Source organism: uncultured Paraglaciecola sp. (assembly GCF_913020055.1).
GTDB lineage: Bacteria > Pseudomonadota > Gammaproteobacteria > Enterobacterales > Alteromonadaceae > Paraglaciecola.
In genome coordinates this window covers 1-13,060 of the sequence record NZ_CAJWCF010000115.1, presented here as the reverse complement: position 1 = coordinate 13,060, position 13,060 = coordinate 1, and the positions used below count along the sequence as shown (strand labels likewise).

General features: G+C 40.8%; 11 protein-coding genes and 2 pseudogenes. 12 read left to right on the top strand and 1 reads right to left on the bottom strand.

Going from position 1 to position 13,060, the window contains the following annotated elements; all coding sequences use genetic code 11:
- The 3 genes and pseudogenes from QZ488_RS18875 to QZ488_RS18865 all read left to right on the top strand — a co-directional run.
- On the top strand, positions 1-1,306 hold a 1,306-nt coding region (locus QZ488_RS18875; RefSeq protein WP_293751644.1), incomplete at its 5' end, for an MFS transporter.
- Positions 1,307-1,369: 63 nt separating this feature from the next.
- Positions 1,370-3,835, top strand: a complete 2,466-nt coding sequence (locus QZ488_RS18870) for a glycosyl transferase (RefSeq protein WP_293751642.1) — start codon at positions 1,370-1,372, stop codon at positions 3,833-3,835.
- Positions 3,836-3,843: 8 nt separating this feature from the next.
- A pseudogene (locus tag QZ488_RS18865) lies at positions 3,844-4,944 on the top strand (cellulase family glycosylhydrolase).
- 136 nt (positions 4,945-5,080) lie between these two features.
- Here the strand turns inward: QZ488_RS18865 and QZ488_RS18860 are convergent.
- Entirely contained in the window at positions 5,081-6,007 is a 927-nt protein-coding gene (locus QZ488_RS18860) for a hypothetical protein (RefSeq protein ID WP_293751640.1), read from the bottom strand.
- A 312-nt stretch (positions 6,008-6,319) separates the two neighbouring features.
- Here QZ488_RS18860 and QZ488_RS18855 point away from each other — a divergent pair, with 312 nt between their 5' ends.
- The 9 genes and pseudogenes from QZ488_RS18855 to QZ488_RS18815 all read left to right on the top strand — a co-directional run.
- The gene (locus QZ488_RS18855) at positions 6,320-6,601 is read left to right on the top strand and encodes a hypothetical protein (protein ID WP_293751638.1); all 282 of its coding nucleotides are present in this window, start codon (positions 6,320-6,322) and stop codon (positions 6,599-6,601) included.
- Between the two features lie 164 nt (positions 6,602-6,765).
- Positions 6,766-7,704 (top strand): hypothetical protein, encoded by a 939-nt coding sequence (locus tag QZ488_RS18850; protein ID WP_293751636.1) that lies wholly within the window; start codon positions 6,766-6,768, stop codon positions 7,702-7,704.
- A complete protein-coding gene (locus QZ488_RS18845; protein WP_293751634.1) occupies positions 7,644-8,381 on the top strand; it encodes a hypothetical protein in 738 nt (245 codons plus the stop codon). Before QZ488_RS18850 ends, QZ488_RS18845 begins: the two co-directional genes overlap by 61 nt.
- Entirely contained in the window at positions 8,368-9,174 is an 807-nt protein-coding gene (locus QZ488_RS18840; RefSeq protein WP_293751632.1) for an ATP-binding protein, read from the top strand. The genes QZ488_RS18845 and QZ488_RS18840 overlap by 14 nt, the downstream gene beginning before the upstream one ends.
- Positions 9,167-9,646, top strand: coding sequence for a hypothetical protein (locus QZ488_RS18835; protein ID WP_293751630.1), 480 nt, complete (start codon positions 9,167-9,169; stop codon positions 9,644-9,646). Before QZ488_RS18840 ends, QZ488_RS18835 begins: the two co-directional genes overlap by 8 nt.
- Positions 9,636-10,580: a tyrosine-type recombinase/integrase gene (locus QZ488_RS18830; RefSeq protein ID WP_293751628.1), complete on the top strand. Its 945-nt coding sequence runs from the start codon at positions 9,636-9,638 to the stop codon at positions 10,578-10,580. Before QZ488_RS18835 ends, QZ488_RS18830 begins: the two co-directional genes overlap by 11 nt.
- 178 nt (positions 10,581-10,758) lie before the next feature.
- Entirely contained in the window at positions 10,759-11,217 is a 459-nt protein-coding gene (locus QZ488_RS18825; protein ID WP_293751626.1) for a helix-turn-helix domain-containing protein, read from the top strand.
- Positions 11,218-11,224: 7 nt separating this feature from the next.
- The gene (locus tag QZ488_RS18820; RefSeq protein ID WP_293751624.1) at positions 11,225-11,794 is read left to right on the top strand and encodes a PIN domain-containing protein; all 570 of its coding nucleotides are present in this window, start codon (positions 11,225-11,227) and stop codon (positions 11,792-11,794) included.
- Between the two features lie 119 nt (positions 11,795-11,913).
- Positions 11,914-13,060, top strand: a pseudogene (locus QZ488_RS18815) (hypothetical protein); the annotation flags it as partial.

The window sequence follows — 13,060 nt, the reverse complement described above, 5'->3', positions numbered from 1 at the left end:
GTCTACTCCGTTTTTATGCCTGTTTATGGTGTTATGTTTCACCACCCCTGATTTATCCCCTAATGGCAAATTAATCTATGCCTATGTGACCTACATCGGCCTGACGTTAGCCTACACCGTCAACAACGTGCCCTACTCTGCTTTGATGGGCGTAATGACAGAAGATGATAAAGAACGCACAAGTCTGTCTGGATTCCGTTTTGCTGGCGCTTTTTTAGGTGGTCTTTTTGTAATGGGGTTCTTACCTAAACTAGTAGAAATGTTAGGACAGGGAGATGATGCACTAGGTTACCAATATACAATGTATGTGTTTGCCGGTTTATTGATGGCGCTTATGGTGATTTCAGTTGCCTCTACCAGAGAACGTGTCGTTCCTATTGAAAAAGTTGAAAAAAGCCTCGGTTCTGAACTTCGCGACCTTTGCAAACAGCTACCTTTTATCTTATTGCCTCTCATGGTCATGACTCTGTTTTTCTACTATCGAAACTGGCAAACAGGCGTGTTGTTTGTAGTAGTCATGTCAGTAATGACTTGGTTTGTGCGCAGATTACTTAAAGCGAATGAGAAAAGCTCTGCTAAAGCGGGATCTGGTGTTCAACAAGACATGTTAGATCTTATCACCAACAAACCATGGTTAATTTTACTCGGCATTGGCTTTCTAACCATGATGTTCAACGGCATTAAAGTCGGAGTGGTGGCGTATTATTTTAAATATTACGTGGGTGATGAATTACTAGTTGGACAATATTTTGTAGTCCTGTTGGTGGTGTCTATTCTTGGTGCTTTATGCACCAGTTATTTAGCCAATAAACTAGGCAGAAAAACCCTATTTATTATTGCCCTGTTATTAAGCAGCATCCTGACAACTGGCTTTTATTGGCTACCCGGAACTGATGTAACGCAAATGTTTATTCTTGGTTGTAGCGCTGAGTTTTTTGCCGCCATGATGCCCACCTTATTCTTCTCAATGCTTGGCGATTCTGCTGATTACAACGAATGGCGTAACGGCAGACGGGCAACTGGCTTAATTTATTCTGCTGGCACTTTTGTACAAAAAACAGGTAGCGGATTTGCAGGCGCACTGATGTTAGTGGTACTGGCTAGTTATGGTTATAACGGTATGGACCCTAGTACGGTAGAAGCGTCACTACCTGGCATGACCTTATTAATGAGCTTTATTCCAGCTGCATTTGGTCTTGCAGCTGCCGCACTCATGGTGTTTTACCCCATCACAGAACAAAAACAGAAACAGATGAACGAAGAATTAGTCGGTCGTCGAAATGCCGCTGACCCGGCAGCTGAATGATTCAAGGACGATCTATGTATTTAATAAATTTGTATCAACCATTACCTAAAGAGATGAATAACCATGTCTAAACAAACAACGAATAACAATGAAAAATTTGGTTATTTTGATGATCTAAATTACGAGTATGTAATAACAACTCCTTACACCCCTACTCCGTGGATAAACTATTTAGGTAATGATGGTTTTTATGGATTGATATCCAATACCGCTGGCGGCTACTGCTTTGATCGCGATCCTAAGTTTCGTCGATTGACTCGTTATCGCTATAACAGTGTGCCTTTAGACAATGGTGGGCGTTATTTCTATATAGGTTGTAATGGTGAATACTGGTCAGCCACTGGGCGCCCTGTCAATACTGAGCTAGATGAATATACATGCCGTCATGGTATGGGATATAGCCGCTTTGATGCCAGCAAAAATAACATTGCGACAGAAGTCACCAGCTTTATTCCCCTTGATACTAAAGCAGAAGTACATCGTTTGGTGGTCACCAATAATAATGATACTGAACAGTCGGTAGATGTTTTCTCATTCATTGAATGGTGTTTATGGAATGCAGAGGATGACGGTGCCAATTTTCAACGTAATTTGTCTACCGGTGAAGTAGAAGTTGAAGGCAGCACCATTTATCACAAAACTGAATACCGCGAACGCCGCAACCACTATGCCTTCTATTCAGTCAACCGTGAATTAGATGGTTTTGAAACCGATAGAGAAAGCTTCTTAGGTCCATACAGAGGTTTTGATCGGCCTTTAGCCGTAGAAAAGGGCCAAGCAAGCAATTCAATTGCAAGAGGCTGGTCTCCTATAGCGTCTCATCACCTTAAAATGAAGCTAGCGCCTGGTGAAAGCCAGTCTTTGGTATTCACTTTAGGTTATTGCGAAGTCGACCCTGAACAAAAATGGGCTGCACCTAATGTGATCAATAAAGCCCCTGCTAAAGCGTTAAGTGAGCGTTTTGACAGTGATGAGAAAGTGACCCAAGAGTTAAATAAACTAAATAACTATTGGCATAATTTACTAAACAAATTTCAAGTACAAACCCCCGATGACAAATTCAACCGAGCGGTAAATATTTGGAATCAATATCAAAACATGGTGACATTTAACCTGTCTCGCAGTGCGTCATTTTATGAATCAGGTATCGGCCGTGGTATGGGATTCAGAGATTCAAATCAAGATACCATTGGTTTTGCGCATATGGTGCCAGAAAAGGTCAAAGAGCGTATTTTAGACTTGTCTGCCACGCAAAAAGAAGATGGTTCGGCCTATCACCAATATCAACCATTAACCAAAAAAGGTAATGCTGATATTGGTGGCAATTTTAATGACGATCCTATGTGGATGGTGTTATCTACAGCCAACTATATTAAAGAAACAGGTGACTTCAGCATATTAGACGAAGTGGTGCCTTTTGACAGTGACTTGAACAACACAGCCAGCCATTTCACTCACCTAGAACGCGCATTTAATCATGTAGTCAATAATCTTGGACCACATGGATTGCCATTAATTGGCCGTGCAGACTGGAACGATTGCCTTAACTTAAACTGTTTCTCAGAAAATCCAAATGAGTCTTATCAAACCACTCAGCGCGGTGATTCTAAAGTAGCCGAATCAGTGATGATTGCAGGGCAATTTGTATTGTATGGCCAAGAGTTTGTAGATTTGTGTCATCGCATTGGAAAAGGCGAACTAGCAAAAAGTTGCTTGGTTGAAGTGGATAAAATGCGCGAAACCATCAAACAACATGCCTGGGACGGTGAATGGTTTTTGCGAGCTTATGACGCCAACGGCGACAAAATAGGCAGCAATGACAATGTTGAAGGTAAAATCTTTATCGAATCTCAGGGTTTTTGTGCCATGGCAGGCATAGGCTTTGATGATGGCAAAGCATTACAAGCCATGGAGTCAGTTGAAAAACACTTATCAACAGATTACGGCATTATGCTTAATCAGCCAGCGTTTACCGGTTATAACAAGTACATAGGTGAGATCACTTCTTACCCACCAGGTTATAAAGAAAACGCCGGTATTTTTTGCCATAACAACCCCTGGATCACCATTTCAGAAGCCATGTTAGGTCGAGGTGAAAAAGCCTTTGAGTATTACAGCAAAATTACCCCGGCATTTTTACAAGACGTACATCAGTTGCATAAAACTGAACCCTACGTTTATAGCCAAATGATTGCGGGCGCCGATTCAGCTAACCCGGGTGAAGCGAAAAACTCATGGTTAACTGGCACCGCTGCATGGAATTATTACGCTGCAACACAGTATATTTTAGGCATTCGCACTGAATATGCTGGTCTGCGTATTGAGCCTTGTATTTTGCCAAGTTGGGACAAAGTCACAATGAGTCGTACGTTCCGCGGGGCAACCTATAAAATTGAATTACGCAACCCATTAGGTTTGAGTAAAGGCGAGATTCAACTTGAAATTGACGGTCAAAAAATTGATGGCGATGTTATCGATCCTGCGACCTATCCAAACCAGCATAATGTTGTAGCAACTCTCTCTAACTAGGAGTAAATATGAAAGCAGTATTGTTTAGTGCCATCTTAATGGCCCTGTTTGTTAGCATACAAAATGTAGCAGTAGCAGCAGACCCAGCATCGAAGAGTGAAAAAAGTTGGTGGGATAATCCCTACCCTTCTCAATTTGACAGTAGTCAATTAACTAACAAATTGGACTTTGTGTCGGTGCAAGGCAACAAGTTAGTTGATGAGTCGGGTAAACAGATTATTTTTAGAGGCGTAAACATTGCCGACCCAGATAAACTGTTGCGCGAAGGTCAATGGTCAGCAGTGCTTTTTAAAGAATTAAAAGCCTGGGGTGCCAATGTGGTGCGTTTACCTATTCATCCAGTCTCTTGGCAAGGCAATGGCAAAGACGCCTACTTTGAGTTAATTGATCAAGCAATTACTTGGGCAAATGCACAAAAAATGTACATCATCATCGATTGGCATTCTATTGGTTATTTGCCAGTAGAGTTGTTCCAACACTCAATGTACGACACCACGATGAAAGAAACTCGGACTTTCTGGGAAGACATTGCGTTTCGATATGCTGGCGTTTCAACAGTGGCAGTGTATTAACTGTTTAATGAACCAACTGATCAAGGTGGCCGAGCCGGTAAAGCCAATTGGCTAGAATGGAAAGCGTTCAATGAACAATTAATCGATATTATTTATGCCCATGATAAAAATGTCATTCCATTAGTCGCTGGGTTTAACTGGGCATATGATTTGCGCCCAATCCAACAAAACCCTATTAACCGACAAGGAATCGCCTACACAGCTCATCCTTATCCACAAAAAGCCAAACCTAAGGTCAAATCCAAACAGAACTTTTTTACCTTATGGGATGAGGTATGGGGATTTGCAGCCAAAGACTATCCAATAATAGCGACGGAACTAGGTTGGGTAAAAGCCGACGGTAAAGGGGCGCATATCCCGGTAATAAACGACGGTTCTTATGGCCCGCATATTATTGAATTTATGCAAAATAGAAATATCTCGTGGGTAGCATGGGTATTTGATCCGGATTGGTCACCCACTATGATCAGCGACTGGGACTTTACACCCACTCAGCAGGGTGCATTTTTTAAGAAAGAAATGTTAAAACATCAATAAGTAGTATTTGCTAAGTACGGTTAAATGGACTGTTACCAATATTTGATAGGAACATGTTAATTATTTGATTGGACCAGCTTGTTGATTGATTTGGACCAGTTAAGGTTTGTAAGTATACTGAATTCACAATATATTTTTAACTCCAAAGCTTTTGAAGAATGAATTTTTCGCCATCTGAATGTAATTTAAATCTATCGATCTCTGGGCTGATACGGTTAATTTTAGCTAGTGCCCAGTAAAGTCCTTGTGACTTAACCTTGCTCAGTTCAAACGCATTGAATTCGCTGTACTTATCTCGAATAACTGCAAGCTCAGCCTCAATAAGTTTGCGATGGCCCTCGTCCATCCGATTTAGCAAAATCATATACTCTTCATCAGTCCAAGAGCGTCTGAATTTTGTTAATAGGCTTTTTTCCTCTCGGCGTTTTATTACATTTTCGCGAACTAATGTTTCTTGAAATGGTTTTTTGGCAAAGATTGTAGATTCCCTATTAAATGTATCACTTAGAAATTTAAAGCAATATTTTGCATAACATGTGTAAGGGATTACATCACACGCCAGCAGATTAATAAGAAACAAGTAAATTACTTCGTCTAAGAAAACCTTTGGTATGTAAGGAAGCTGTTGGGTTGTTCTTTTTTCTTGGCGAAGCATTATCAGGGCTGCAAGCGCGCTCTCTGTTGAAAGACGTCTCAAATCCAATATTGTTTTTGTAGTTATCGGTTTGAAAATAAACGCTCTATCGTAATCACGCTCAGATTCAAACAGTAGAGTAAGCACATCGATATCTTGTTTTTCTAAAGTAGCAAAGGTGTCGATATTGTTTTGTTCAAGCGCTTGCATTGCGTCCCAGATTGGTGAGTAAAAAACCATTAAGGTACCTTTGGCTACTGCATCAATGTTATTTAAGGTATCAAGTGATGGCCTCATGCCATTCATATGCTTATTGAAAAGACCTGACCGGCTTTGTGGCGCGGGAGAAAAATACGCACACATCTGATTTCCGTTGAACTCGATATTTACTTTTTCACACGCATAGGAATAAGTAGTCAGCGTTGCCAAGTGCCGAATGTTCTTGGGATGCGGATAGTCGGTCAAAATTTAGCTAATTTATGCAAAATAATAAATAAGTAGAATTTTTATACTTATTTTCACCGTTTTCTCCTGTGGTTATCGATGATTTTTTAACGGATTTACACTAGTTAGAAGTAACGCCAGATTATAATTAACTAATGTTAACAACGTACTTAGCCATATTTCATCACCAAATATAGCAAAATCCGTGAGTAATGCGTAACGAAGCGTGACACATTGCCAATCTGAAAAAATTGGTTATAAGAGTAGTAATACTTTTTTGCGTAACAGAGCGTGTTGATGACAAACGATGATATTGAAGAATTGGCCAACTATATTGAACGGGAGCTTTATCGTGATATCGGTCCGCTTTTATTTGGTACTAAGTTATACACCGCACTAGGTTTTCCAAGTGCGCATGCTTTCAGACAGGCTTGCTCAAGGAATACGATGCCAGTTGAAGTATTCAACATAGAAAATCGCCGAGGAAAATTTGCACTTTCTCGTGACGTGGCTAAATGGCTGGCGACACAAAAAATAAATAACATTGATTCAGGAGGTTTTATCGAAAAGAAAATTTAAGGTGGCGCAGAAACAGAAAACCCTGCTAAGTTTGGCGACCGCAGGGCTCTAAGTAAACATCGAATTTGAGACCGATGTATACAGAATAGACGATTTTTTTGATTTGTCAAAATTTCGTTTGTTTACCTGCGCCTTTGTTTTATTTAATAACACAAAGGTAGATTATGATTAATCCACAAAATTTTAGAAATTTAGTGCGCGTATTAGAGCGCCTAAGAGAAAAAACAGTTCAAGCAGGTTGTAAAAATGACCTGCTAAACAAACGTGTACTGCTCGCTTCAATATCGAGCCGCAAAATTGGCGAATTTATTGGTTGCTCACATCAAACCGTCAACCGAACTGCATCTAGGTTGCTAGCAATATGTAAAGATTCTCCTGATATCGGTTTGCTTGACCTATCTGACAGTGACCTTATGCGCTTGTTTTATCCTAAAATGATAAACAAAATGATGCCTAAACGCAGGCCGCCTATTGCATTAATTATCAATGAAGCAGCAAAGCGGCCGAAAAAATTAGGGCTTAAAATAAAAACCATTTATTTGAGCTACCGCGCACAAGACCCATCAACAGCATTAAGTATTTCGCATTTTTATTTCTTAGTGCGACAAGAAATCAAACAATCAAAACTTGAGTACTTGTTCGAATATGAGCCTGGTGAAGTGCTTTGCGCAGACTATGCGGGTATTAAGCTTATTTACTATCCTGAGTCCCCACAAAAGCCCGAGTTGTTAGATGTGTTTGTTGCTGTGTGGGGATATTCAAATCGCATGTTCGCCGTTGCAAGTAAAAGGCATACCACTAATGATTGGGTTAGGGGCTTTGCAAAAGCCTTCACGCACTTCGATGTATGCCCATGTGTTGTGCAATTTGACAATGGTGAAATGGTTAAAAAATCTGGATTAGTGGCAACACTAACCGAGCAAGCACAATGCATGGCGTGGCACTACGACTTAATGGTGGATACTTCCCAAATAGGGAGCCCAAGGCAAAATGCAAAGGCTGAAAAGGCGTTCAACATATATCAAATAGAGTGTTGGTGCCCATGCGTAAACTACATTTTACGTCTATTGAACAGGTTAATGTGCACTTGTTATCTGAGATAGAGAAGCTTAATGATGAACCATTGCAAAAAATCAAAGTGTCGCGTAACGCATTATTTAATGAGCATGAAAAACCTGCCTCTAAAACTCTGCCAACACATGTTTACCAACCATTTGATAAGCGCTTTACACAAATTGCCTCAGCTGCCTGTACTGTGACATATGCAAACAATCAATACAGTATTCCTTATCAGCAGCGAAACTTAAAAGTGACCATAGAAGTCACCGAAGATAAGCTACAGGTTATTCACGAATATGATGTGATTGCGACACACGACATACTCTCGGGTATTAACCAAAAGAGTATGCTTGATATTCATAAATCACCTACTCACCTTGCGCAATCTCATAAAAATAAAACACACTTTATGGATTGGGCAAATGCAATTGATAAGAGTGTTGCCAATTTGGTGGAACGGCAATATGAGAGAGTGAATTCCGATAACTCTCGCCCAGCTGGCAAAGCCTGTATTTTTATTCAGAAGCTTTATAAGCGCTATGAAGATGACGCGTTCATAAGTGCTTGCAAATATGCGGATAGACATGTCATTACGCAGGTTCAGGAATTTGAGATGGTGTTGCAAACAGATATACATTCAGATAATGACGAAACGCAAACCACCTTAGTTTTGCCTAAACATAAAAATATCAGGGGAGCGCAATACTATGGCAGCAATTAGTAATGACGTCGTACTTACAAACATCAAGGAGCTTTGTGAGCAAAAGAGATTGATGCCAATGTACCGAGCATTTATAGATCATATAGCCCAGTCAGTCGATACTATCGATATATATGAGTGTTTTCGCGCTGCGTTGCAACTACAGATAGATAGTGACCATATGCTAAAAGTGGGTCGATTAAGGAAGTCCGCTAAGTTGCGCTGGAATAGTGCTACGTTGGAGGACTTTAAAGAGGAAAGCCATCGAGCCGTTGATTTTTCGGTACTTACTCAGCTAGCCAAGTGCCATTGGATAGCGAATTTTCAGCACATTATTATTGCAGGCCCAACAGGGGCTGGTAAAACACACTTAGCATGCGCTTTGGTTCAATCTGTCATCGAACAAGGCTATACCGCCTTGTATATTCATTTTCCTGCACTTATTCGTCGTTTAAAAATGGCTGAGCGGGCCGGAAATGAGGAACTCACGAAGTTGCGTAGGCAACTTGCGAGAGTCAGAGTGTTACTTATTGATGATTGGGGTATTCAGCATTTATCGAGTGAAGAGCGTCATTTGCTATTTGAATTCATTGAAATGCGAGATCAAAACTCATCTTTAATTATTACCTCTCAATATCCGACTGATGTTTGGCATGATGCTTTTCAAGATAAGGTAGTTGCAGATTCGGTGTTAGATAGAATTGTGTCGTATGCAATCATGTTGGATTGGGATACTGATTCATATCGCCGTAGGAAAGGTGCGGCTCTCAAGAAGAAACATACGTTTCAAAGTGAAGGGGCTAAAAATGGATGATTTTTTTGTTCCTGAATTCGAAACCATGATGGTTGAAGTGAATGTCGATGATATTTTTCTACATCAACTATTTGATTATTACCATCAACAGCTTGTGAGTAATACAAGGGTTTACCAACAGTTGGTAGCGTCTGGTTTGACTGAAACGCTTATTGTAACGGGGAAGTTTGGCTACTGTGACCGTACGCTTAACCGCAACATTGATCGTTCTGTTACTTCTGATGGGGCGGCGTTTAGAGGCAGCATGCGAAGATTAGGTTTAATCAAAGAAACGGGACATGAATTGCTTCGAGGTTGTGTGGTTGAACCCGTTTTTAATGATAGAGGTGATGTTATATCAGCGTGTGGGGTAAAGCTTGGCAAACGAGTAAGGCGAAATGCACCAAACGCCATCTATTGGTATCGACAAGATGTATATACCGAATTGATGCAGTTTACATTGTCAGAGTTAGGAGGTCAGTATGTTGATTAAACCTGATACCCGCAAGATTGATAGTTGCGTTGCCTATTACCTTCAATATTGCAGAGCCAAAGACCAAAGTGAGAAAACGGTCAAAGGTAAGGCATTTAACTTAGCGCTGTTTGAACAGTGGTGTTGTCTAGTAAAAATCGACAATGTGTTAAACGTCAGTGTTGATGTATTAGATAGTTATCAGCAGTATCTCAATAAGTACCGTAAACCACAAAATGATGGGCCTTTGAGTAAAGGCACACGCCGGAATCGCCTAACCGCTGTAAGGGTGTTTTTACGTGCCTTGTTCATTAAAGACATTATTCCCAACAATCATTTCGAAAAGTTTGAATTGCCAACGTTAGGCAGACGACTACCCAAGCCAGTTTTAAGCGAAAGCGAAGTGCAGAAAGTACTTAATCAAGCCTCGCTTTATGGGAAAACAGGCATTCGAGATAGGGCGATTATGGAAACTTACTACGCATCAGGTATTCGTCGATTTGAACTGGGTGAATTGACGGTAGACGACATTGATTTTGAGCAACATCAATTACGGGTATACCAAGGTAAAGGAGACAAAGACCGATATGTTCCTTTTGCAAAACAGGGTTGTTTTATGATTTACCAATACCTGAAAAAAATTAGACCTAAGTTAGCCAATAAGCACTCAGGTAAAACACTGTTCTTGGCGAATAACGGCAAAGCTTTTAGACCTACACAATTGTCAGAGTTAGTCGCCAAATACATCAAGTTAGCAGATATACGTAAAGGTGGGGCGTGCAATCAATATCGCCATGCAGCAGCTACCCATATGGTCGATAGAGGTGCGGATATTCGGCATGTTCAAGAGTTTTTAGGGCATGCTGATTTATCAACAACACAAATCTATGTACATGTGAGCATGGTAAAATTAAGGGAGGTTTATGGTAACACCCATCCAGCCGCACTGATATGAGTAGGCAGGCTTCGTTTAGGAAGCCTGAAATTTATTTCGAATAATGCGAATAACTTGACATGATTGCGAATATTGCGAATAATGGTTGATAAAGCTATTGTAATCGTGAATACATAGATCAGACTTTTTAAACAATTAAACAATTAAACAATTAAACAACAACTAAGTGGCGAATAAAATGACAATGTTAAATGTACGTTCTTTGCCAAGTGCTGAAGAGATTGCTTTGGCAAAATTAAGCAGCCAAGAGCTTTCTGCGGTCATGGAAGCGAATGGAGATGTACAACAAATTAATGTAGTGGGAAAAGATGGTGAAAACCATCAGCTACAGCTTCCTGCTAGCGCAATAAAACTTATGATTGAGCTGTTAACACAGCTTGGCCAAGGCAATAGTGTGAATATTACGCCTATTCATGCTGAACTGACTACGCAAGAAGCAGCTGACATTTTGAATATGTCCCGCCCGACCTTTATTAAATTATTGGATGCAGGTGATATTATGCATTCAAGAAAAGGTAATCGCCGTAAAGTAGCCTTTGTTGATGTAATGAAATTTAAGCAGGATATGGACGAAAAACGCCTAGCCTCTTTGGATGAATTAACCGCTCTCGATCAGGAACTAGAATTGGGATATTAAAACTTAAATGGCAACTTACACGGTTATTCTGGATGCATGTGTGATGTATCCAGCACCATTACGAAGCTACTTACTTTATCTTGCGCAAACAGGTTTGTATCGAGCTCGCTGGACTGATCAAATTCATGATGAGTGGATAAGAAATTTAATAAAGAACAATCCTAGTTTGGACAGAAGAAAGTTGGAGAGAACCCGACAACTGATGGATGCTCACATGCCTGATTGTTTAGTTGAAGGTTACGATTCTCTTGTGGAAAGTATTGAACTGCCGGATTTAGATGACAGGCATGTTGTAGCGGCAGCTATTAAAGGACAAGCTGAAGGCATTATCACTTTTAATCTAAAAGACTTTCCCGACAACAAGCTAGTTACTTATGAACTCTCAGCAATACACCCAGATACGTTTTTGTCTGATATGTTTGAACTTAGTCCAAGTGCAGCAATTCAAGCAGCACAAAAACAACGAGGGGCTCTCAAAAGACCACCTATGTCAGTAGATGACTATCTCGACTGTTTATTGCGTCAACAATTACCTAGATTTGTTTCAAAGCTGAGAGCATTTGAGAAAATAATTTAGTTTGGATCATTTGTAATATTGAGGTGAAAGTCTCCGTTCTCGGAGCTTTTTGCATCTAATTACCCATACGATTAATTCATATGAATGGTCGGATTTATGATCCAACGTTGGGGAGGTTTTTGCAGGCTGATCCACATATTCAGGCACCTAGTAATTCGCAGAGCTATAACCGTTATTCTTATGTGTTGAATAACCCGTTGAGTTATACCGATCCGAGTGGTTACTTCTTTAGTAAGCTTAAGAAATTTGCAGGGCTTATTGTTGGTGCAATATTAATAGTAGCAACTAATGGAGCAGCAAGCACCTTTGTCACTTCGTTTTGGGGCGCTACAGGGCTAGGTGCAATTGTAGGAGGGGTAGGTGCCGCAGTAAATGGGGGGAATATTCTCAAAGGAGCTTTAACTGGGGCATTCAGCGCCGCTGCGTTTTATGGTGTCGGTACTGCATTTGCGGGTGGTGATTTTGGAAGTGGCGCGTACTTCGCCAAAGTTGCAGCTCATGGGACAGTTGGTGGTGTGATGAGTGTCCTACAGGGAGGCAAGTTTGGGCATGGGTTTGCGGCGGCTGGCGTTACACAGGCATTTTCAAAAGCTATTGATAGTATAGGTGGGAAAATTAATGGGGCTGCAAAAGCTGCTTGGTCGGATGCTGGTAATAGAATTAGACGTGTAATAGCTGCGGCTGTTGTAGGCGGTACGGCTTCTGCTGTTAGTGGTGGTAAGTTTGCCAATGGTGCTGTAACGGGAGCGTTTTCTAGGGCGTTTAATGATGAAATGCATGACCAGGCTGAAGAGAAAAGCTTCTCAGATAGATTCTTTGACGGTTTAGATTCCGCTGCACCTACATTACAAGTTATTGGTGGAGCTGGTCAAGTAGCTGGGGGTGTTGGCTTGTGTTTATCAACTCTAGTCGGGTGTGCACCTGGTTTAATTATTGCCGCTCAAGGTGTTGCAAATATTGCTCAGGGGGCTGGTTGGACTGATTCCAATTGGGCTAGAAATGTTTATTCAGGGCTATTTGGAGACACTGCTGGGACAGCAGTCTTTTACACTGTAGATATAGGTTCTGCGGCGTTTGGAGGGGCTGGGTCATTGAGTAAATTATCTCATTTACGGAAAGTCCGAAATACAAGTGTGATACATCATAGTTCAAATCTAAACAATGCTCTCGGAGTTAGTTCAGTAAGCTTTGCAGCAGATGCAAGTTTAAGGTTTCAAGCTGTTGCAGGTGGTGCATTATTTGCCAATGATGCAATAGCAATATCTA

Bases quoted from the DNA above. Each gene is read 5' to 3' on its own strand.
- QZ488_RS18870 (WP_293751642.1), top strand. From the start codon at position 1,370: ATGTCTAAACAAACAACGAATAACAATGAAAAATTTGGTTATTTTGAT.
- QZ488_RS18855 (WP_293751638.1), top strand. From the start codon at position 6,320: ATGACAAACGATGATATTGAAGAATTGGCCAACTATATTGAACGGGAG.
- QZ488_RS18850 (WP_293751636.1), top strand. From the start codon at position 6,766: ATGATTAATCCACAAAATTTTAGAAATTTAGTGCGCGTATTAGAGCGC.
- QZ488_RS18845 (WP_293751634.1), top strand. From the start codon at position 7,644: ATGCGTAAACTACATTTTACGTCTATTGAACAGGTTAATGTGCACTTG.
- QZ488_RS18840 (WP_293751632.1), top strand. From the start codon at position 8,368: ATGGCAGCAATTAGTAATGACGTCGTACTTACAAACATCAAGGAGCTT.
- QZ488_RS18835 (WP_293751630.1), top strand. From the start codon at position 9,167: ATGGATGATTTTTTTGTTCCTGAATTCGAAACCATGATGGTTGAAGTG.
- QZ488_RS18830 (WP_293751628.1), top strand. From the start codon at position 9,636: ATGTTGATTAAACCTGATACCCGCAAGATTGATAGTTGCGTTGCCTAT.
- QZ488_RS18825 (WP_293751626.1), top strand. From the start codon at position 10,759: ATGACAATGTTAAATGTACGTTCTTTGCCAAGTGCTGAAGAGATTGCT.
- QZ488_RS18820 (WP_293751624.1), top strand. From the start codon at position 11,225: ATGGCAACTTACACGGTTATTCTGGATGCATGTGTGATGTATCCAGCA.